19 protein-coding genes are annotated in these 19,975 nt (G+C 58.6%); 8 read left to right on the forward strand and 11 right to left on the reverse strand.

The window, feature by feature from the left end; translation table 11 throughout:
* Window positions 1-18 precede the first annotated feature (18 nt).
* The 3 genes from ACHQGU_RS11520 to gluQRS all read right to left on the reverse strand — a co-directional run bounded on the left by ACHQGU_RS11520 (window position 19) and on the right by gluQRS (window position 3,511).
* The gene (locus ACHQGU_RS11520) at window positions 19-1,224 is read right to left on the reverse strand and encodes a pyridoxal phosphate-dependent aminotransferase (RefSeq protein ID WP_062250930.1); all 1,206 of its coding nucleotides are present in this window, start codon (window positions 1,222-1,224) and stop codon (window positions 19-21) included.
* 4 nt (window positions 1,225-1,228) lie between these two features.
* Window positions 1,229-2,431 carry a pyridoxal phosphate-dependent aminotransferase gene (locus ACHQGU_RS11525; protein ID WP_395495098.1) on the reverse strand — a complete coding sequence of 401 codons (1,203 nt, stop codon included), beginning with the start codon at window positions 2,429-2,431 and terminating at the stop codon, window positions 1,229-1,231.
* Between the two features lie 195 nt (window positions 2,432-2,626).
* Entirely contained in the window at window positions 2,627-3,511 is an 885-nt protein-coding gene (gene gluQRS, locus ACHQGU_RS11530) for a tRNA glutamyl-Q(34) synthetase GluQRS (RefSeq protein ID WP_395495099.1), read from the reverse strand.
* A gap of 217 nt (window positions 3,512-3,728) precedes the next feature.
* Between gluQRS and ACHQGU_RS11535 the strand changes: the two genes are divergently transcribed.
* Window positions 3,729-4,292 (forward strand): HNH endonuclease, encoded by a 564-nt coding sequence (locus tag ACHQGU_RS11535; RefSeq protein WP_395495100.1) that lies wholly within the window; start codon window positions 3,729-3,731, stop codon window positions 4,290-4,292.
* Window positions 4,293-4,298: 6 nt separating this feature from the next.
* Here the strand turns inward: ACHQGU_RS11535 and ACHQGU_RS11540 are convergent, their stop codons facing one another.
* Window positions 4,299-4,565, reverse strand: a complete 267-nt coding sequence (locus ACHQGU_RS11540; protein ID WP_062141565.1) for a hypothetical protein — start codon at window positions 4,563-4,565, stop codon at window positions 4,299-4,301.
* 183 nt (window positions 4,566-4,748) lie between these two features.
* Window positions 4,749-4,961 (reverse strand): heavy-metal-associated domain-containing protein, encoded by a 213-nt coding sequence (locus tag ACHQGU_RS11545; protein WP_062141467.1) that lies wholly within the window; start codon window positions 4,959-4,961, stop codon window positions 4,749-4,751.
* Window positions 4,962-5,165: 204 nt separating this feature from the next.
* Here ACHQGU_RS11545 and ACHQGU_RS11550 point away from each other — a divergent pair, with 204 nt between their 5' ends.
* On the forward strand, window positions 5,166-5,846 hold the full coding sequence (locus tag ACHQGU_RS11550; RefSeq protein WP_395495101.1) for a hypothetical protein: 681 nt from the start codon (window positions 5,166-5,168) through the stop codon (window positions 5,844-5,846).
* 54 nt (window positions 5,847-5,900) lie between these two features.
* Here ACHQGU_RS11550 and hpnR read toward each other — a convergent pair whose 3' ends face one another.
* Both hpnR and ndk read right to left on the reverse strand, forming a co-directional pair.
* On the reverse strand, window positions 5,901-7,457 hold the full coding sequence (hpnR, locus tag ACHQGU_RS11555) for a hopanoid C-3 methylase HpnR (protein ID WP_395495102.1): 1,557 nt from the start codon (window positions 7,455-7,457) through the stop codon (window positions 5,901-5,903).
* A 438-nt stretch (window positions 7,458-7,895) separates the two neighbouring features.
* On the reverse strand, window positions 7,896-8,318 hold the full coding sequence (gene ndk, locus ACHQGU_RS11560) for a nucleoside-diphosphate kinase (RefSeq protein WP_048842124.1): 423 nt from the start codon (window positions 8,316-8,318) through the stop codon (window positions 7,896-7,898).
* A 133-nt stretch (window positions 8,319-8,451) separates the two neighbouring features.
* On the opposite strand from ndk, the gene ACHQGU_RS11565 reads away from it, so the two are divergent.
* Entirely contained in the window at window positions 8,452-10,344 is a 1,893-nt protein-coding gene (locus ACHQGU_RS11565) for an ABC-F family ATP-binding cassette domain-containing protein (protein WP_395495103.1), read from the forward strand.
* A gap of 6 nt (window positions 10,345-10,350) precedes the next feature.
* On the opposite strand, the gene ACHQGU_RS11570 is transcribed toward ACHQGU_RS11565, so the two are convergent.
* Window positions 10,351-11,553 carry an MFS transporter gene (locus tag ACHQGU_RS11570; RefSeq protein ID WP_395495104.1) on the reverse strand — a complete coding sequence of 401 codons (1,203 nt, stop codon included), beginning with the start codon at window positions 11,551-11,553 and terminating at the stop codon, window positions 10,351-10,353.
* Window positions 11,554-11,713: 160 nt separating this feature from the next.
* On the opposite strand from ACHQGU_RS11570, the gene ACHQGU_RS11575 reads away from it, so the two are divergent.
* From ACHQGU_RS11575 to ACHQGU_RS11595, 5 genes are all read left to right on the forward strand, one after another.
* Window positions 11,714-12,880 (forward strand): AI-2E family transporter, encoded by a 1,167-nt coding sequence (locus ACHQGU_RS11575; RefSeq protein ID WP_395495105.1) that lies wholly within the window; start codon window positions 11,714-11,716, stop codon window positions 12,878-12,880.
* 72 nt (window positions 12,881-12,952) lie between these two features.
* On the forward strand, window positions 12,953-13,630 hold the full coding sequence (locus ACHQGU_RS11580; protein ID WP_062250936.1) for a response regulator transcription factor: 678 nt from the start codon (window positions 12,953-12,955) through the stop codon (window positions 13,628-13,630).
* Window positions 13,627-15,099, forward strand: coding sequence for an ATP-binding protein (locus ACHQGU_RS11585; protein ID WP_395495106.1), 1,473 nt, complete (start codon window positions 13,627-13,629; stop codon window positions 15,097-15,099). The genes ACHQGU_RS11580 and ACHQGU_RS11585 overlap by 4 nt, the downstream gene beginning before the upstream one ends.
* An 84-nt stretch (window positions 15,100-15,183) precedes the next feature.
* Window positions 15,184-15,534, forward strand: coding sequence for a hypothetical protein (locus ACHQGU_RS11590; protein ID WP_156474626.1), 351 nt, complete (start codon window positions 15,184-15,186; stop codon window positions 15,532-15,534).
* Window positions 15,535-16,251, forward strand: a complete 717-nt coding sequence (locus tag ACHQGU_RS11595; RefSeq protein ID WP_395495107.1) for an SIMPL domain-containing protein — start codon at window positions 15,535-15,537, stop codon at window positions 16,249-16,251.
* Between the two features lie 136 nt (window positions 16,252-16,387).
* Here ACHQGU_RS11595 and infC read toward each other — a convergent pair whose 3' ends face one another.
* The 3 genes from infC to ACHQGU_RS11610 form a co-directional block, all read right to left on the reverse strand.
* Window positions 16,388-16,909 (reverse strand): translation initiation factor IF-3, encoded by a 522-nt coding sequence (gene infC, locus ACHQGU_RS11600; RefSeq protein WP_043553587.1) that lies wholly within the window; start codon window positions 16,907-16,909, stop codon window positions 16,388-16,390.
* Window positions 16,910-17,080: 171 nt separating this feature from the next.
* The gene (gene thrS, locus ACHQGU_RS11605; RefSeq protein ID WP_253554184.1) at window positions 17,081-19,012 is read right to left on the reverse strand and encodes a threonine--tRNA ligase; all 1,932 of its coding nucleotides are present in this window, start codon (window positions 19,010-19,012) and stop codon (window positions 17,081-17,083) included.
* Window positions 19,013-19,057: 45 nt separating this feature from the next.
* Complete coding sequence (locus ACHQGU_RS11610; RefSeq protein WP_395496427.1) at window positions 19,058-19,963, reverse strand: glycosyltransferase family 9 protein; 906 nt, start codon at window positions 19,961-19,963, stop codon at window positions 19,058-19,060.
* Window positions 19,964-19,975 lie beyond the last annotated feature (12 nt).

The raw sequence follows: 19,975 nt of genomic DNA on the forward strand, positions 1-19,975 counted from the left end.
AGAAAAAGGGCGACCTGTTCAGCGCAGATTGCTGACAAAACGCTCCAGACGCTGGCAGGCTTCCATCAGGTCGGCATCACTCGTGGCACAGGACAGACGCAAATAGGGCGACTGCCCGAACGCACTGCCCGGCACGGCGGCAACATATTCCTCTTCCAGCAACGCCAGCGCAAAATCATGATCTGTTTCCAGCCGGGCACCGCCCGCACTGGTCTGCCCCAGACACCCGGCCACACCCGGATACGCATAAAATGCGCCTTCCGGCATAGCGCAGGTCAGACCGGGAATGCGACGCAGCGCATCCACCACCATCTGCCGGCGGCGGGCATAGGTTGCGGCCATTTCCTGCACCAGATCCGCCGGACCATCCAGCGCCGCCGCAGCAGCAGCCTGAGCAATAGTGCAAATGCCGGACGTGGCATTCCCCTGCACTCCCCGCATGGCGGCAATCAGGTCTTTCGGCCCACCGGCAAAACCAACGCGCCAGCCTGTCATGGCATACGCTTTGGACACACCATTCAGCGTGATGATGCGGTCTTTCAGATCGGGTGCCACAGCAGCCAGTGAGGCTGAACGCACACCGTCAAACACCAGATGTTCGTAAATCTCGTCCGACAAAACCCAAAGATCAGGATGCTGACGGACGATTTCGGCAATCGCCTCAAGCTCCTGCGCCGTCATCACCGCCCCGGTGGGATTATTGGGGAAGTTCAGCACAAGCCAGCGCGACTTCGGCGTGAGGGCCGTAGCAAGAGCCTCGGCTTTCAGCTTGAAGCCATCTTCCTCACGGCACGGCACCGTGACCGGCACACCGCCAAACATGCGGGCAATTAGCGGATAGCTGACCCAATAGGGTGCAGGCACAACCACTTCATCACCGGGGTTCAGCGTCGCCATGAAGGCGTTGAAAATCACCTGCTTGCCGCCATTGGAGACCATGATCTCATCCGGCGCGTAATCCAGACCGTTTTCCCGCGTGAATTTACGGGCAATAGCGGCTTTCAGGGCTGGTGTGCCGTCAACCGGCGGATATTTGGTCTGCCCGGCCAGAGCTGCCGCATGGGCAGCTTCCACCACAGCCGGGGGCGTGGGGAAGTCCGGCTCCCCCAGCGCCAGAGAAATAACCGGCTTGCCTTCCGCCCGCAGCGCACGGGCACGACGCGCCATTTCAATAGTGGCAGGAGCAGGCAGCCCCTCCAGCCGACGGGCGAAAGACCGGGCCATACTCTTAAATCAACCCTTTGCAGAAGCGCTGGATACGGGTGCAGGCTTCACGCAGGCTTTCCGTATCCGTGGCGTAGGAAATGCGCATGTAATCCGGATACATGAAGGCCGAGCCATGCACGGCTGCAACGCCTTCTTCTTCCAGCAGGGCCGTGACAAAATCCTCATCCGTTTCCAGCTTGCGGCCACCGGGGGAGGTTTTGCCAAGACAGCCTTTGACAGACGGGAACACGTAAAACGCCCCTTCCGGCTTGTCACACTCCAGACCTTCGGCCTCGTTCAGCATGTCCACAACCAGATCGCGCCGCGCCTGATAGGTTTTGACCATCTCGCCAATAAAGTCCTGCGGGCCGGTCAGCGCTTCAACAGCCGCTGCCTGCGCGATGGAGCAGGTATTGGAGGTGGACTGGCCTTGAAGCTTGTTCATGGCTTTGGTCAGTTCCACCGGCGCACCGGAGAAACCAATGCGCCAGCCTGTCATGGCATAGGCTTTGGACACACCATTCATGGTCACGGTGCGGGAGCGCAGCAGCGGCTCCACTTCCACAAACGTGGCCGGACGGAAGCCGTCATAGGTCAGCTTGGCGTAAATATCGTCCGTAAACACCCAGACATGCGGATGGCGCAGCAGCACATCACACAGCGGGCGCAGATCTTCCGCAGAGTACGCGGCCCCCGTGGGGTTACAGGGAGAGTTCAGAAAAACCCATTTGGTACGCGGCGTAATGGCAGCTTCCAGCTCTTCGGCTGTCAGCTTGAATCCGTTTTCCCGACGGCACGGCACAATGACCGGCACGCCTTCGGCCAGCGTCACAATATCCGGGTAAGACACCCAGCACGGAGCCGGGATAATGGCTTCATCGCCCGGGTTGAGCGATGCCATCATGGCATTGTAGATCACCTGCTTACCGCCGGTGGAGACGATGATTTCTTCCGGCGTGTAATCCAGACCGCTATCCAGCCGGAAGCGGTCCGCCACGGCTTTGCGCAGCGCGGGCGTACCGGCCACATCGGTGTAGCGGGTCTGGCCGTCTTCAATCGCCTTCATGGCGGCGCGGGCAATATTGTCAGGCGTGCGGAAATCCGGCTCACCAGCCGAAAGGCTAATGATATTTCGCCCCTGCGTCTTAAGCTCACGCGCTTTGGTCGAAATAACAATCGTCTGGCTCGGGCTGATCCTGTTCAGACGGTCAGCAACAATGCTCATAATCCCAACACTTCCTGACACATTATGCCATCGGCCCCGCCTTGTTCTGCCGGAACAGAGCCTGATGGAGATAAAAAACCGGCAAGGACCAACACACTAATGCGCTTCTGCCTCCGGCGGAACCGGCGAAACCGCGTCTGTCGTCAAATTTTATGAAAAATCATTTAAAAATGACTGGAGGAAATCTCAGATTGCTTACCCAAAAACGCCGGGATACCCGGCAGCCTGCCGCACCTCTTCCGGTGTCATCCCCACGTCCCGCATCGCACGAACAGCTTTGGCTCCATCCCGTTTGGAAAGACGCCGCCCCTCCGCATCACACAACAACGGATGAAACAGATAAGCCGGTGCGGGCCAGCCCATAAGGGCCTGTATCAACCGGTGCAGGTCCGTCGCGGGGCGCAGATCCTCCCCGCGTGTGACCAGCGTGACGCCCTGTGCGGCATCATCATGCGTGACACACAGATGGTAAGAGGCAGGCACATCCCGTCTGGCCAGCACAACATCCCCAAACAACTCCGGCTGGCAATAGACAGTGCCGCGCTCAAGGTCTGTATAAGTCAGCGGCCAGTTGGATGAAGCCTGTGCCCTGACCCGCTCCAGCGCCCGCGCCATATCCAGCCGCAACACATGCGGCTTTCCCTCCGCCAGAGCGGCGGCCCGTGCGTCTAGCGACAGATGGCGGCAGGTGCCGGGGTAGCGCAGACTGCCATCGGGCGCGGCATGCGGGGCGGACATCATGCCCGCAGACTCCCGCGCAATGTCAGACCGGGTGCAGAAACACGGATACAGCACCCCCATCTGGTCAAGCTGCTCCAGCGTTGCACGATAGGCGGCCATATTGGCAGATTGTCGCAAAACAGGTCGGGCAGAGCGTAAACCGAGCCACTCCAGATCTTCCAGCAGAGCCGTGGCGTAACTCTCCCGGCAGCGTTGCGGGTCAATATCTTCCATCCGCACAATCCAGATGCCGTTCGGCCCTTTATGGATCCAGCCTGCCAGAGCAGATGCCACATGCCCCAGATGCAAAAAGCCGGTGGGGCTGGGAGCAAAACGGGTCACCCATGAGGACTCCGTCATGAGGCACACCTGAGGAGAACAGCACGCATAAAACTCTCACAAAATGATAATAATACTGTTTTGTTAAATACTTAGGCCATTTCTTGCGGGAAACCAATCTATCTGCAATACTCAGCCCAACACTGATCTCGACGACGCACTTCTGACGGCGTTCTGTTACGAGTTTTTACGCCAGCTTTTGGAAGTTGCGCCCTCACCTGCACCAAGGAGGCGCGTCTTGGCTGACGGCAGTACGATAAATTTCCCTGCTCTGGTGTTGAATGCGGATTTTCGTCCGCTCTCCTACTTTCCACTCTCTTTATGGTCCTGGCAGGATACCATTAAAGCGGTGTGCCTCGACCGGGTTTCCGTGCTGAGTGAATATGATGCGGAAGTGCATTCCCCCCACCAGACCTTTCGCCTCCCCAGCGTGATTGCGCTGAAGGACTATGTGCCGTCTGCCCGCAAACCGGCCTTTACCCGTTTTAATGTTTTCCTGCGTGACAATTTTTCCTGCCAGTATTGCGGGGACAAGCACCCCACGCAGGACCTGACGTTTGACCACGTCATCCCCCGCTGCAAAGGCGGTCGCACCACGTGGGAAAATGTCGTGACGGCCTGCGGGATCTGTAACCTGCGCAAAGGCCCGCATCTGCCCCACACCATCAACATGCTGCCCCGGCAGCGCCCTGTGCGCCCTACCTCATGGCAGTTGCAGGATAATGGCCGGGCCTTCCCGCCCAATTACCTGCATGAAAGCTGGCGTGACTATTTGTACTGGGACACAGAGCTGGACAGCTGAGCGCCTTTATTTGGTGTAGCTGTAACCGTATTCATCCGCCTGCTTCTGCAGGTCCGGGGCATCTTTCAGATTTAGCGGCAGCGGGTGCGCGCCTTTTTCACCCAGAATGAAGTTGTGGTTGCTCATGCGCTGGCAGGTGTTAGCCGCCAGCGGGAAACTGAGGAACATTGGGCCTTTCATCTGATTTCTCAGGCAGGACACATCCGTATCCAGCAAAGGCTTACGGCCTATTTCAGAAGAACATCCGCCCAGCAGCGTAAGGCCGGTGAGCATAATTCCAAAGCCGATTGTCTTCTTGTTCCGTCTCACAACCACGCTGACCTTTTCCTCGCCACTCTGCGCCGGCATCCAAACGCCGGATAGGGCTGCCTACCCTGCCATGCCTTGCGTTGTGCGCCTAGTATAAGGCTTGGCAAATCGCCCCCGTGCGGACCGCATGACAGAGCGGGTTTTGCTTTATCCGACGTCGAAACCCGCTCCAAGAATGGCGTTCTGCAAGGAGGAAATCCCTGCTCTTGCAGGATCATACACAATTTTCACCTCGCCCGTGGCAAGGTTGACGTCTGTGCTTTGCACCCCATCCACAGCAGCCAGAGCCCGTTTTATGGCGGAGACGCAACCATCACAGGTCATGCCTTCCACCATAAAGCTTGTTTCTGTGGTTGCCATTGTCGCGTTATCCCTTGTTGAAATCTGATTTCTGGCTACTTGCCGCCAGAACAAACCGCATTCTAGACCATCCGCTGCCCTTGCCAAAAGCCCTGCTCCGGCGAAACGTGTTGATTCCTCTTCAGACGGGGACAGAGTTACAAGAGCGGTCTTTTGCGGGTGGCCCCCTCGGCAGACCACTTTGTGCAGAGTAAGATGCATCCCATGCCGGATATGCCCTCTCTTTCTGCCGCGTTGCAGCCTCAGCCTGAACCCTGCTGGCGGGATACGCCGGTGCATCGCCTGATGCTGACAGCCTTGCTGAACGAACTGGACGCCACGCTCCTCAGCACGGCCAGCGCCACCCGGACGCTGGAAGACTGGAGCATGCGGCATCATCTGGCTCCCACCCCGATAGTACGTGCCATCTGCCAGCAAACCCCTCCGCGCCCTTGCCCGGCAGCATTGCGAGATGCCCTACGCCTGCCTGCAGAGGCCGCGCCAGACATCCTGCGTTACAGACATGTCCGGCTAATGTGCGGAAATCTCACGCTCTCTGACGCAGAAAACTGGTATCTGCCCAGCCGCCTGACTGCGGAGATGAACAGAGAGCTGGACACAACAGAGACCCCGTTCGGGCGCGTCACAGCCCCTCTGGCCTTTACGCGCCGCCTTGTGCAGGCCGAGCGCGTGTGGTCTCCGCTGCCGTTGGGGTGGGAACTTACCCCCCTGCCGACAGGCTCAGATCAGCCTTTGGCTTTTCCGTCTGTCCTGTTCCGGCATCATGCCGTACTGTCCCGGCAGGATGGCACGCCCATCAGCGCGGTGATTGAAAGCTATACAGCCGGAGCCTTCTGCTTCCCGCCGCCGGCCATGCCAGACGTGCCCCAAACCTCCGCCCCATAAAAAAAGCCTGAACCCACAAAGCAGGTTCAGGCTTTAGCTATCAGCTATCAGCTATCAGCTATCAGCGGCGCAGGCATCCTCAGTCATGCGGGTCTTATCAACAAACTGCTCTGTTGCATCATCCAGCGCACGCGTCTTGCGGCCCCCGGGACCATGTACATACAGGTCTTTCCGGTCCACAGAATCCACCACGTCCGGCTGAATAGGCATCAGATAGCGGGCCTTGCGCATATGGTCGGCCAGCTGAAGTTTGGGGTTGAAGACGGAATTAAACTTCCACAGCATTTTCAGGAAGTTTGTCTGCCCCTTCAGCAGCAGGCGGCCTGCAATCCCGGCGGTATCTTTCAGCGCTTCCCAACCCATATGTTTGGTGTTGAGCACCTGCTGGGTTTTCACCAGTTCTTCATAAAATTCCGGCAGCGGCAGCTTGGTGGGCAGCACCGCATGCTGAATATCAAACAGGCGATAATCACGCGTCGTCAGGCGGCGTGCTTCCTTGTGCCAGATTTCCGTGCCCGGATAGGGCGTGGTGACGGAAATATTGACGATTTCCGGAATTTCCAGACACCACTGCCGCACAGCCTCAAACCGACCGCGATCCCAGTCCGGGTCAGCAATAATGTTAATGGCGACAATCAGGCCCAGCGAACGCGCGTAATCCAGCGCCTCAAAGTTCTTATCCAGCGAGACACGCTTACGGAACTGCTTCAGCCCTTCCTCATCCACCGCTTCCATACCGATGAAGATGTAGGAGAGGCCGATCTCACTCCAGACCTTGAACACTTCCTTATTGCGCAGCAGCACGTCGGCCCGCGTTTCCAGATAGTATTCTTTCTTGATGCCGCGCTTCTTGATTTCATTGGCAATGGCCATGCCGTGCTCTTCGTGCACAAAGGCCACATCATCCACAATGAAGATGCCGGGTTCCTTGATCTCCTCCAGCTCGTCCGCAATCACGGTCGGGCTGGCGGTGCGGTAGGAGCGGCCATAGAACGTCCATGCGGAGCAGAAGGTACAATCCCACGGGCAACCACGCGCAAACTCAATAGAAGCTGCCGGGTCCAGCGTGCCGATAAAATACTTGTTGCGATGCCGCAGTAGGTCACGCGCCGGGCGGATATCGTTGAGCGATTCCACAAAGACCGGTGACGGACCTTCCCCCGTCATGGTGACAACACCGGGGACAGTCAGCAGATCTTTCCCGTCTTCCAGCGCGCGCAGCAGCAGGCCGATGGAGGCATCGCCCTCCCCTTTGAGAATGCAGTTCACAGCTCCTTCGGACAGAGCCAGCACATCCCGCGCAATAAAGGAGACGGAATGCCCGCCAATAAACTGGAAAATATCGGGGTAGCGTACCCGTGTGGCGCGGCACAGATCGATAATTTCCGGTACATTGGCCAGATAGTTGCCGGAGAAGCAGACAACATCAGGCTTAAAGCTTTCCAGAAGCTCCCAGTAATCCTCATGGGTTTCAACCTGCAGATCAATAATCTGCACGTCATGCCCGGCATCTCGCGCAGCGCCTGCCACCAGCTCCAGCCCGAGCGGCTCCAGCCGGAGAAAAACCTTGGTATACATGAGGGCGCTGGGATGAACCGCCAGGACTTTCATGACATTCCTTTCCTATACGGGCGGCCACAAAAAGGCATGGCCTCTACCGGTTTGTCAGAATTTTTGAGTGTCGGATCATAAAGGATCAGCCGTCCACAACCTTGGTGCTGACAACCCACCACCCATGCGTGGAACAGATGTCTTCAGACACGTTTTCAGGCAGGAAATAACCCATAACTCTTTGTTATAGAATTATTTTTTCATCATTTCAGTTTCCGTTTAACCCGTCTTTTCGGGCTATCCGGTCTACTCATAACTTTTATGTGCTTTACGCAGGTGTCATCTTTCGGGCGGACTCATACGCCCCATACACATCTGGCCCGTCCAGTTCCCAGAACGCTGTAACGCGTAGTGGGTTCCGGTCCGGGCCAGAGTTGTCTCATGCGAGCGCGCTCATGCCCTCAGGCAAAAAGCGCGCTCCTTACATGAAAGACCTTCTCAGGGAAGGATTTCGGTTTCCGCGAAGAAGAAGCGGATTTCATTGGCAGCGTTCTCGGCACTGTCGGAACCGTGCACGGAGTTGGCTTCAATGCTTTCAGCAAACTGAGCACGGATGGTGTGTGCTTCAGCTTTCTTCGGGTCCGTGGCACCCATAACGTCGCGGTTCTTGGCAACGGCGTTTTCGCCTTCCAGAACCTGCAGAACGACCGGGCCGGAGATCATGAAGGACACCAGATCGTTGTAGAACGGGCGTTCTTTATGCACAGCGTAGAACGCACCGGCCTGAGCCGGGGTCAGCTGGGCGCGCTTCTGCGCCACAATCTTCAGGCCAGCGTCTTCAAACACGGCATTGATCTTGCCGGTCAGGTTACGACGGGTGGCGTCGGGCTTGATGATGGAAAGAGTACGTTCTGTCGCCATGTGCGGTCTCCTCATTCATAATCGGGCCGCACAATAACGCGGCCTTTCAGCCTGCTCCTCTAGAGCATATTCGCGCAGGCTGGTAGGTACTTCGCCTGATCAAAATAAGATTCCAGCCAGAACGAGACCCCCGTTGAGCCTTCTTGTCATTTCCGACCTTACACTCCGCATTGCTGGCCGTACCCTTCTGGACCATGCAGACCTCTCCATAGAACCGGGCCGCAAGGTGGGGCTTGTGGGGCGGAACGGGGCCGGAAAGTCCACCCTGCTGGGCGCCATTGCGGGGGATCTTGCGCCCGATGGCGGGGAGATCCGCCTCTCCTCCCGCGCCCGCATGGCGCGTGTGAAGCAGGAAGCCCCGGCCGACGGGGCCTCGCTGCTGGACACGGTTCTGGCGGGCGATACCGAGCGCACAGCCCTTTTGACCGAGGCCGACACCGCCACAGATCCAGTGCGCATTGCGGAAATTCATGAGCGTCTGCGCGCCATTCAGGCCGATAGTGCCCCGGCCCGCGCAGGCTCCGTGCTGGCGGGGCTTGGCTTTAGTGCAGAGGCCCAGCGCCGCCCGGTGTCTGACTTTTCCGGCGGCTGGCGGATGCGTGTCTCTCTCGCCACCGCCTTGTTTCTAGAGCCTGACCTGCTGCTGCTGGATGAGCCGACCAACCATCTGGATCTGGAAGCGACTCTCTGGCTGGAAGGCTGGCTGACCCGTTTTTCCGGTGCTGCCCTGATTGTCAGCCATGATCGCGGGCTGCTGGATTCGTGCGTGGATGCCATTGCCCATCTGGACAAGGGAAAGCTCAGCCTGACCCCCGGCGGCTATGAAAATTTTGTCCGAATCCGCACGGAGCAGGCGTTGCAGCAGGCCCGCGCAGCCGAGCGAATCGCCGCCCAGCGCGCCCATATGCAATCCTTTGTGGACCGCTTCCGCGCCAAAGCCACCAAGGCCCGGCAGGCACAGGCCCGCGTGAAGGCTCTGGAAAAGCTGCCGGTGATTGAAAGCGTGGTGGAAGACACCCCCACCCGCTTCGCCTTCCCGGAGCCGGAACAGCTGGCCCCGCCCATGTTCACGGCCAATCGCGTCACCATTGGGTATGGCACTACGCCCATTCTCTCCAACCTGTCCTTCCGGCTGGATATGGAAGACCGGATTGCCTTGCTGGGCGCGAACGGGAACGGGAAATCCACCCTCGCCAAACTGATTGCCGGACGTCTGGAACCCATGTCCGGCTCGGTTGAGCGCAACTCACGGTTGAAAATCGGCTATTTCGCCCAGCATCAGGCGGAAGAACTGGTGCTGCACCAAACCCCGATTGACCACATGGAACGCGCGCTTCCCAAAGCCCTCCCGCCTGTGATCCGGGCGCAACTGGCGCGGTTTGGTCTGGATGCGGACCGGGCGGAAACCCCGGTCAAAGATCTCTCCGGGGGTGAAAAGGCTCGCCTGCTGCTGGCCCTTGCCACGCGTGATGCCCCGCAACTGCTGATTCTGGATGAACCGACCAACCATCTGGATCTGGATGCGCGTGATGCGCTGGTTCGTGCCCTCTCGGAATTTGAAGGTGCCGTTCTGCTCATCAGCCATGACCCGCATCTGGTGGAGATGGTGGCAGACAGACTTTGGCTGGTGGCAGACGGCAAGGTAACGCCGTTTGACGGCGATATGGCGGATTATCGCCGCTGGCTAATTGAGCAAAACCGTGCGTCCAACCGCAGCACCAAGCAGGACACCTCCGCACAGGCCAGCCGTAAGGATGACCGGCGGGAACGCGCCGAAGCCCGCAAGGCTCAGGCCCCCCTCCGCAAGATTATTCGGGATGCGGAAGCGAAGCTGGCCAAGCTGGCGACAGAACGCACGAAAATTGAAACTACTCTGGCTGACCCTGCTCTTTATACAGACGGCAAGGCCGATGAGGTCACGCGCCTGAACACGCGCCTCGCCGCCATTGGTAAGGAACAGGCGGAACTGGAAGAACGCTGGCTGGAAGCCGAAGCGGAAATCGAAAGCGCTGCTGCGGAAGACTAAGCCCCTTTAGCCCGCTTTGGCAGCCTCTTTCCCGGCGTCCCGCTTCTCACTCCAAAGAGAGAGTAGAAACAGGACGAGGCCAACGCAGGACAGGATCATTCCGGCCCAGCCGGTTGCTGCGTCCCCGTAGCCCGCCACCAGCACAAGGCCGCCAAGCCAGGCCCCCAGGGCATTGGCCATATTAAAAGCCGCGTGATTCATGGAGGCCGCCAGTGTCTGGGCGTCTGCCGCCACATCCATAAGGCGCATCTGCATGGCAGGAGACAGCGCAATCCCACCGCCGAGCATGAAGACGGCAAGGGCTGTCAGCGGAATATTGGACGCCACCAGAGCAAACAGGCCCAGAGCCGCCGCATTCCAGATAAATGCGCCAATGGTGGCCCATTTCAGGTTCTTATCCATGACAATGCCGCCAACCCATGCACCGACAAACATGCCCATCCCCCACAGGGACTGGAACAGTGGCACGGCCCAGATCGGCACATGCGTCACCTGCTGCAAGGTCAGAGAAAAATAGGTGTAGACGCAGAACATCCCGCCACAGCCCACAGCCACCGTGCCAATAACAAACCATACCTGCTTGCGGGTAAAGGCTGCCAGTTCACCCAGAGCTGAACGGGCCCGGTTGGGTGAGTCATAGGGCACAAAAAGCTGAATCATGACGCAGCAAATGGCGCTGATCAGCCCGATAAGCAGATAAGACAGTCGCCAGCCAAAATAGGTACCCGCGTAACTGGCAAAAGGCGCGCCGAGGATATTGGCAATGGTCATGCCCGCAAAAACACGTCCGACAGCCCGGCCGCGATAGCCACGCTCCACAAGTCCCGCTGCAACCAGAGCCGACACCCCCATAAAGGAGCCATGCGGCAGGCCAGTAATAAAACGGGCAATCTCCAGCATGTGCAGAGACGTCGCACAGGTGCTCAGGCAGTTTGTCACAGCAAACCACGCCATCAGCACGACCATCAGGGAGCGGCGTGAAAAACTTGCCCCCACCACAGACACCAGAGGTGCCCCAACCACAACACCCAAGGCGTAAGCGGAAATCGCACCGCCTGCCTGTGGCACCGTAACATGCAGACTGTCCGCCATCTGGGGCAAAAGCCCCATCGCTGCGAACTCGCCCGTTCCGATTGCAAATGTCCCCACCGCAAAAGCGAGAATGGCTTTTGAGGCCGCCTGAAGGCCTCCGTCGTTCCCGCCTGACATCTTTACCCTAACTCCCTAACGTCCAAATGTTTTTGAATAGTCTCAATAGGAACATTTTATTACAGAACAGACAAAAATATGTACTGTCCCCTGTTCTCTGTCACCAAAATCCAGATCAGCCGTTACATAGTCCTTCCTAATCCTGAAAGACCTGCCTTCCATGACGTCCGCTTCTGCCTCTCCCCCTGATTGTAACACTCCCCCGGCGCAAACTGAGGGCAATCAGGGTTCAGCCCAGCCTCCCGCCTGCCCCCTGACCGACGACAATACGGATAACAGCGCCGGATGGCTGGGCAGCATTACCCATATTCTGCGCCTTACGCTGGGACTGGCCGTTATCGGGCTGATGGTGTGGCTGCTGGGTGACGTGCTGACCATTCTGTTTGCGGCAACCCTGTTTGCGGTTGTGCTGCATGGTCTGTCCAAAATTCTGGTTAAGCACCTACGCCTGCCCTATGGCTGGTCCCTCACAGCGGTTGTTGCCGCTCTGATCGCAGCGGTTGCGTTGCTGATCTGGGGCAGTGGTCCCGCAATTGTCAGCGAGGCCGCCAAACTGCAGGACGCCCTGCGCCAGCAGGAAGCCTCTCTGCGCGCAACCTTGCAGACCAGCCCCACCGGCCAGATGATCCTGAACTATCTGCCAGCCTCCCTCGGCGGCAATCAGGGTGGTAACGGCAGCAGCCTCGCTTCGCTCGGGTCGCGCATTGCAGGCTCCATGACGGGCATTCTCGGCTCCGCCTTTGGCGCGGCAGGCACGATTGTGGTGATCCTGATTGCCGGGCTGTATTTCGCCATGGATCCCGGCCTGTACGCCAACGGCGCGCTCCGGCTGGTGCCTGTGGCTCAGCGGCCCAGAGCCCGGACGCTGATGCTCCACGCCAGCCAGACCCTGTGGGCCTGGGTGGCCGGACAGTCTCTGGACATGCTGGTGGTGGGTGTTCTCTCCGGCGTTGGCCTCTGGTTTATCGGCGTGCCGCTGGCTCTGGCGCTGGGTGTACTGGCGGGGCTGTGTAACTTCATCCCCTATATCGGTGCGATCATGGGTGCTGTGCCTGCGCTGCTTCTGGCTTTGTCTCTGGGCACGCGGGAAACCATCATGGTGGCCGTGCTTTACAGCGTCATCCAGTTTTTTGAAGGGAACGTGCTGGCTCCCGTCATTCAGCGCCATGCCGTGCAGATGCCGCCTGCCATCACCGTGCTGTCTCAGACCCTCTTTGGCGCCATTCTGGGCTTCCCTGGCCTGATTTTCGCCTCTCCTCTGACCGCAGCCCTCCTCTCCATTTTCGACGGATTGACGCCACCTCTCTCAGATGACGAACGCGTATAAAAACTCCGTCGTGACAAACCGGTAGGAACACCGTAAGAATTTGGTAATCACTTCCGGAGTCTGGGTCCCGAAATGCGCATTCTTCTTGTTGAAGACGACCAAACAGTCAGAACTTTCATTGCTAAAGGCCTGTCCGAATCCGGGCATCTTGTTGAGCAGGCTGAAAACGGCAAGGATGGTTTGTCACTCGCCACCAACGAGAATTTCGACATCATCATTCTCGACAGGATGCTTCCTGGCGGGGTGGACGGCATTCATATTCTCGAAACGCTCCGGCGGCAGGGCAACGTAACCCCTGTCCTGCTGCTGTCTGCTCTGGCGGAAGTGGACGAGAAGGTTGCCGGCCTGAAAGCCGGTGGGGATGACTACGTCACCAAACCTTTCTCCTTCAGTGAACTGCAGGCGCGTCTTGAAGCCCTCGTCCGGCGCAACCGGAACGAGGCCCAGCCGCAGACCCGCCTGATGGTCGGGGATCTGGAAATTGATCTGCTTGCCCGTGGCGTCAAACGCGCTGGCCAGAAGATTGACCTCCAGCCACGGGAATTCAGACTGCTGGAATTCCTGATGCGCCATGCCGGGCAAGTCGTGACCCGCACCATGCTGCTGGAAGGCGTGTGGGATTATCATTTTGACCCGCAGACCAATGTGATTGACGTGCATGTCTCACGCCTGCGTCAGAAAATTGATAAGCCCTTTGGCCGTCCGCTGGTCCACACCATCCGGAACGCGGGGTATATGCTGCAGGAATGAGCAAGCCCGCTACCATTGCGTCCAGCCGCCCGCACTCAGGCTTTTTACGCCTGCGTTCGGTCAGCCTACGGTTTGCACTGGTTTACGGTACGCTCTTTATCTGCTCCGCCGTGCTGTTTCTCTCCTTTATCTGGTGGGGAACAGTCGGCCTGCTTGAACACCGGGTTGAGCAGGCCATTACGGCGGATTCCCGGGCTCTGTTCAATATCTGGTCAGAAGGCGGCCCCACGGGCCTGACCATGATTATTGATGACAGGCTGGAACAGGACGTTGATGACAACGCCCTGTATCTGCTCGTCAATAAAGATAACAAATGGGTGGCGGGCAATCTGGCGGAATGGCCGCGGCAGATTACCAGCAACGACCACTGGTTCACCATGCCAGTCCAGCGCTCCTATACGCAGGATATGGCCAAGGTCCGGGCGTATGCCCTGCCCGATGGCTACCACCTGTTGATAGGCCGGGATATCAGCGGCCGCACGCTGCTGCGCAAGATGCTGACCGACACGCTCCTCTGGGCGTGCATCATGGTCACTCTGCTGGCAATTGGCGGGGGCTGGCTGATCCGCCGCCTGTTCCGCCACGTCATCCACTCCATCAGCCGCACCACGCAGGCCATTACGCATGGCGATATGTCACGCCGCATGCCGGTGCAGGGCTCGGATGATGAGCTGGATGAAATCGCCATCACCATTAACGAAATGCTGGAACGCATCAGCCGCCTGATGGATGGTGTCCGTCAGGTTTCCAACGCCATTGCGCATGACCTGCGCACCCCCATCACCCGCGCCCGCACCCAGCTGGAAGATGCGGCCCTGCACGCCAAAAATGAGGATGAACTCCGGGCCGCTATTGAACAGGCTGTTGGCAATCTGGACAATGTCACCTCCATTTGTCAGGCTCTGCTACGTATTGCCCAGATTGAATCCGGCGCGCGCCGCTCTGCTTTTGTCCTGTTCAACCTCACCCCAGCCCTTCAGGACGTGTGCGAACTGTATGAAGCTGTGGCGGAAGACCACGGGCTGACCTTTGTGCAGCACCTGCCACACCATCTGCCTTTTTTTGGGGACCGCGCCATGTTCCAGCAGGCTGTGGCCAATCTGCTGGATAATGCCGTTAAATTTTCCCCACCTCATGGCACCATCACCCTTTCAGCTGAAGTCCACTCCACAGCGCGGCGCTCAGACGGCAGCCGAGGCAAGCTGCTCAGCCTGAGTGTGGCGGATGAAGGCATAGGGATGAGTGAGGCAGATATGGCCCGCGCGTCTGAACGATTCTTCCGGGCGGAGCAGGCCAGAAACACCCCCGGCTCCGGCCTTGGCCTGTCACTGGTGCAGGCTATTGTGCAACTGCATGACGGGAAGTTAGAGCTAGCCTCCAACACGCCCGGACTCATCACCCGCATTGAAATTCCGTTGCCTGATGCGGAAACTGCCCCACCCGCACAGCCCATTCCCGCCAACCATTAATTCCTTCAGGTTTGGCATAAATAAACCATTACAAGCGCCTATTTGCCTTGAAAAAGACATTAGTCCTCTTAAAAATTCTTATGAATGAGACGTTCTCTGCCTCTCGCCCTGGTGCTGACGTTAGGGAGTATCGCGACCACAGCCATTTCCACCCGGCTTTCAGCACAAGCGGTTCTCCCCCCATCACCCCCGGTTGAGGGGCGACGGATCATGCCTGCGCTGCCCTCACCCAAACCTGTGGTGATTACCTCGGACAGTGTTGCCTTTTGCTTGCGGCTGTCTCGTGTCATTGAGAGCTATAATAACGGTGCGTTGCCACGCAGGGTCAGTCAGTTGCGGGAAGAAGGGACAGATCTTTGCCGTCAGGGACTGGTCCGCTCCGGGCTTATCCGCCTACGGCGCGCCCTCGTCAGTCTGAAAAGGACAACGCCTTAAATGCGCCTCCCCTCTCGCTTCACCAGCCTTAGCGCTCTGGCCCTCGCTCTGACCGCTATTACCCCGGCGCTTGCTCTGGCTCAGAACAAGCCCGAAGACAGCTATACCCGTCTGGAAATCAGCGGTTCCGGCTCTGTCAAGGCGGCACCTGACCAGCTTATTGCCCGCTTCCGCGCGGAAAGCCGCGATAAAACAGCCGCCGCTGCCCAGAAAGCCGTAAATACTCTGGTGCATCATGCTGTTGAGCAATCTGCCAAAACAGCCGGGGTCAAAGCCGCTGTGCTGCAATATTCCGTGTCAGAAAATCGGCCAGACAAAGCCCCGGCATCCTGGACCGCTTCGCAGGCACTCACCTTTACTGCGCCCGATGGCTCCGGTCTGCTGCCGCTCACGGGTGATCTTCAGGGTGAAGGGCTGATGCTGGAAGATCTTTCCTGGTCTCTTTCGCCGGAGAACCAGAAAAAACTGATGCTGGACGCTGAGAAAAATGCTGTCGAGGATCTGAAAAAACAAGCCGACACGCTGGCGGCCTCTCTTGGCCTGCATGTGGTGCGCTTTGCATCAGTCTCCATGTCCAGCGGCGGATTCCCGCGCCCTGTCATGATGATGGCCATGGCAGCCCGTGGGCCTGCAGACAGCGCCCCGCCGCCGTCCAGCACGGCAGAAGTGCAGACTGTGCGGGCCACTGCCAACGCCACGGTGCTGCTGGCACCGTAACGCTGAGGCGTGGGCATCGAACCTGCGCGGGCATGTCGTCCCAATAAAAAAAGCGCCTGTGCGAGGATAACCCGCACAGGCGCTTTTTTGTGTCTGGTAAGGATGCAGGACGATGCCCTGCAACCCCAATCAGAGCTTAACGGGGTGCGAGCACCATGATCATCTGCCGGTTTTCAAGGCGCGGCATCTGCTCAACTTTAGCCTGCTCATCCATCTCGGTCCGGATACGCTCCAGAACCTTGATGCCCAGTTCCTGATGCGCCATTTCACGGCCACGGAAACGCAGGGTAACTTTCACCTTGTCGCCATCACCCAGAAAGCTTTTTACAGAACGCATTTTAACCTGGTAGTCATTTTCGTCGATATTCGGACGAACCTTGACTTCCTTGATCTCAATGACCTTCTGCTTTTTCCGGGCTTCGTTGCGCTTTTTCTGCTGCTCGTACTTGAACTTGCCGTAGTCAAGAATCTTGGCAACGGGCGGTTCTGCGTTCGGGCTAATCTCAAGAAGATCAAGTCCGACGCCATACGCGCGAGCCAGTGCATCGCGGGTCGACATGACACCCGCCATCTCGCCTTCTTCGTCAATCAGACGAACCTGCGGTACGCGGATCTCTTCGTTAACACGTGGTCCCTCGCGGGTGGGCGGCGCGGGAATAGGGGGTCTGGCTATGGTCAGCTCCTGTCATGGATAAAAAAACTAAACAGAAGCACCTCCCGGTGCCTCCGCTTACAGTGTTATTATGTGCGCAATTCTTAGCCGTTTATCAAGCATATCCGGCCAGAAAACAGACTCATTCCAGCCCTGCCAAAAACAAGGAGCCGAGTCTCACGCTTTTTTGCGCAGATCGGGCGGCGTTGCTTCCTCGGCAATGCGGGTCACAACCTCATCAAACCCAAAGGTTTCCTGATCTTTGCCACCGAGCCGGCGCATGGCGACGGTCCGCTCTTCCGCTTCCCGACGGCCGACCACCAGAATAATCGGCACGCGGGCCACGCTATGCTCACGAATCTTGGAATTGATCTTGTCATTCCGCACATCGGCTTCCGCAGCCAGACCGGCCGCACGCAGGGCAGCGGCCACTTCTTCCGCATAAGGCCCGGCATCACTGACGATAGACGCCACCACGACCTGCACCGGAGCGAGCCAGAGCGGGAAGCGGCCTGCATGCTGCTCGATCAGAATACCAAGGAAGCGCTCAAAGGAGCCGAGAATGGCGCGATGCAGCATGACCGGGCGATGACGGGCAGAATCTTCGCCAATATAGCTGGCATCGAGTCGTTCCGGCAGCACAAGGTCAACCTGCAGGGTGCCGCACTGCCAGTCACGCCCAATGGCGTCACGCAGCACGAACTCCAGCTTCGGACCATAGAACGCGCCCTCACCCGGATTATACTCATACGTCACACCGGCCACTTCACACGCTTCCTTCAGCGCGCTTTCGGCCTTATCCCATGTTTCATCGCTGCCCGCCCGCTGTTCCGGCCGGTCTGCAAATTTCACACGGACATGCTCAAAGCCCAGATCCTTGTAGACTTCATGCAGCATCCGCACGAACTGCACGGTCTCATCGGCAATCTGGTCTTCCGTACAGAAGATATGCGCATCATCCTGCGTAAAGCCGCGCACACGCATCAGACCATGCAGCGCACCAGAGGGCTCATACCGGTGGCATGCACCGAACTCGGCCATACGGATCGGCAGTTCACGGTAGGACCGCAGACCGTGGCGGAAAATCTGCACATGGCACGGGCAGTTCATGGGCTTGAGGGCGAGGGTCTTATCCTCATCCTCAACAGTCGCCACAAACATGTGGTGGCGATATTTGTCCCAGTGGCCAGACGCTTCCCACAGCCCACGGTCCAGAAGCTGCGGAGTGCGCACCTCCTGATACCCGCCACGGGTCTGCGCCCGACGCATATAGTCCTGCAGCGCGCAATACAGACGCCAGCCTTTATGATGCCAGAAGATCTGCCCCACCGCTTCTTCCTGAAAATGGAACAGGTCCATTTCCCGGCCAATACGACGATGATCGCGGCGTTCGGCTTCTTCCAGCTGGTGCAGGTGGGCGTCCAGCTCCTTCTGGTCCCGCCAGGCCGTGCCGTAAATACGGGTCAGCATGGGGTTGCGATGGTCACCGCGCCAGTAAGCGCCAGCCACCTTCATCAGTTTGAAGGCCGTGCCGACATCCTTGGTATTACGCAGATGCGGACCACGGCACAGATCAAGCCATTCACCCTGACGGTAGATGGAAATATCCTCATCTTCCGGCAGATCACGGATCAGCTCGGCTTTGAAGCGCTCACCTTTTTCTTCAAAGAAGGCGATCGCTTTATCCCGCGGCCAGACTTCGCGCACAAACGGCTCGGCATTGGCCACAATTTCCTTCATCCGCGATTCAATGGCGGCGAAGTCTTCCGGCGAGAACGGCTCGTTACGATAGAAATCGTAATAGAAGCCGTTTTCGATGGACGGCCCGATGGTGACCTGCGTGCCCGGGAAGAGAGACTGCACAGCTTCGGCCAGCACATGGGCGGCGTCGTGCCGGATCATCTCCAGAGACTCCGGGTCCTTCCGGGTAATGAAGCGGACGGCAGCATCCTCGGCCACAGAGCGACCAATATCCTGCAGCGCGCCATTGACCTCCATGGCCAGTGCCGCTTTGGCCAGCCCCGGCCCGATGGCTTCGGCAATGGCCGTGCCCGTGACCGGCCCGTCAAAACTGCGAACGGATCCGTCAGGCAAGGTGATGGCAGGCATGGAAGAACTCCGGAGATCAAATGGTTGTAAAGGCTTTTAATGGCGTCAGGAGAGCGCGGCTGCAACCCTGTTGACGGAAAGTGTCGCCAGATCCCGCACAGAAAGCACACAAACCTGCCCCGGCACGCGCCCGAGGGGGGCTGTGAGGGCGGGATTACTGTCCGCAGAAAACAAGACCACGCTGGGGCAGCCCATGATAGCGGCCAGATGCATCGGCCCGGTATCATTCCCCACAGCAACCTGCGCCCGGGCCGCCAGACCGGCGAGTTCCGGCAGAGTGGTCTGGCCTGTCAGATCCAGCGCCTGCGGGCAGACTTGCCGGATCGCCTCCGCCAGGGGTTTATCGGCCCCGCTCCCCACAACAACAGGGCGCAGTCCCCGGCTTTCAAACCGGGTTGCCAGTTCCGCATACCGGCACACAGGCCAGCGCTTAGCCGGGCGATGGGGGGAGGCTCCGGGCACAATCAGGCCATAGGGTGCATTGAGGTGCGGCCCCAGCCCTGCGAGCCATGAAACATCCGGCAAAGGCACATCTGGTATCCCGGCTCCCAACAACTGGTCGCGCTGGCGAGTGCGGGTGTGCATGTCATTCCGCCGGGGATTGGCGTGCACCAGGGGAGAGCGCCCCACATGCCCGCACCACATCTTCGGACGTCCGGCCAGCACATAATAGCGGGCCGTGCGGCTGGAGGTCTGAAGGTCATACACCCGGTCATAACCGCGCAGCTGTTGCCGCAACGCCAGCAAGGCCGGAAGATTGCCCCATGAAGGACGCTGATCGACCTTAACCGCATCAAACCACGGGGAAAGATGAGCCAACTCTACAAAGGGTGAGGTCGTCAGTAAGGTTATCTGTGCTGTGGGGTGTGCTGCCCGGATAGCCTGAAACGGCCCGAAGCTCTGCACAAAATCCCCCAGCGCACCGAGCCGGATGACCAGAATACGGCGCAAACTCTGGGGTTG

Origin of the sequence: Acetobacter sp. KSO5 (assembly GCF_044094635.1) — a bacterium.
Lineage (GTDB): Bacteria > Pseudomonadota > Alphaproteobacteria > Acetobacterales > Acetobacteraceae > Acetobacter > Acetobacter cerevisiae.

Coding starts and splice junctions, on each gene's coding strand:
- ACHQGU_RS11520 (WP_062250930.1), bottom strand. CDS start 1,224: ATGGCCCGGTCTTTCGCCCGTCGGCTGGAGGGGCTGCCTGCTCCTGCC.
- ACHQGU_RS11525 (WP_395495098.1), bottom strand. CDS start 2,431: ATGAGCATTGTTGCTGACCGTCTGAACAGGATCAGCCCGAGCCAGACG.
- gluQRS (WP_395495099.1), bottom strand. CDS start 3,511: ATGACGGAGTCCTCATGGGTGACCCGTTTTGCTCCCAGCCCCACCGGC.
- ACHQGU_RS11540 (WP_062141565.1), bottom strand. CDS start 4,565: ATGCTCACCGGCCTTACGCTGCTGGGCGGATGTTCTTCTGAAATAGGC.
- ACHQGU_RS11545 (WP_062141467.1), bottom strand. CDS start 4,961: ATGGCAACCACAGAAACAAGCTTTATGGTGGAAGGCATGACCTGTGAT.
- ACHQGU_RS11550 (WP_395495101.1), top strand. CDS start 5,166: ATGCCGGATATGCCCTCTCTTTCTGCCGCGTTGCAGCCTCAGCCTGAA.
- hpnR (WP_395495102.1), bottom strand. CDS start 7,457: ATGAAAGTCCTGGCGGTTCATCCCAGCGCCCTCATGTATACCAAGGTT.
- ndk (WP_048842124.1), bottom strand. CDS start 8,318: ATGGCGACAGAACGTACTCTTTCCATCATCAAGCCCGACGCCACCCGT.
- ACHQGU_RS11570 (WP_395495104.1), bottom strand. CDS start 11,553: ATGTCAGGCGGGAACGACGGAGGCCTTCAGGCGGCCTCAAAAGCCATT.
- ACHQGU_RS11575 (WP_395495105.1), top strand. CDS start 11,714: ATGACGTCCGCTTCTGCCTCTCCCCCTGATTGTAACACTCCCCCGGCG.
- ACHQGU_RS11580 (WP_062250936.1), top strand. CDS start 12,953: ATGCGCATTCTTCTTGTTGAAGACGACCAAACAGTCAGAACTTTCATT.
- ACHQGU_RS11585 (WP_395495106.1), top strand. CDS start 13,627: ATGAGCAAGCCCGCTACCATTGCGTCCAGCCGCCCGCACTCAGGCTTT.
- ACHQGU_RS11590 (WP_156474626.1), top strand. CDS start 15,184: ATGAGACGTTCTCTGCCTCTCGCCCTGGTGCTGACGTTAGGGAGTATC.
- ACHQGU_RS11595 (WP_395495107.1), top strand. CDS start 15,535: ATGCGCCTCCCCTCTCGCTTCACCAGCCTTAGCGCTCTGGCCCTCGCT.
- thrS (WP_253554184.1), bottom strand. CDS start 19,012: ATGCCTGCCATCACCTTGCCTGACGGATCCGTTCGCAGTTTTGACGGG.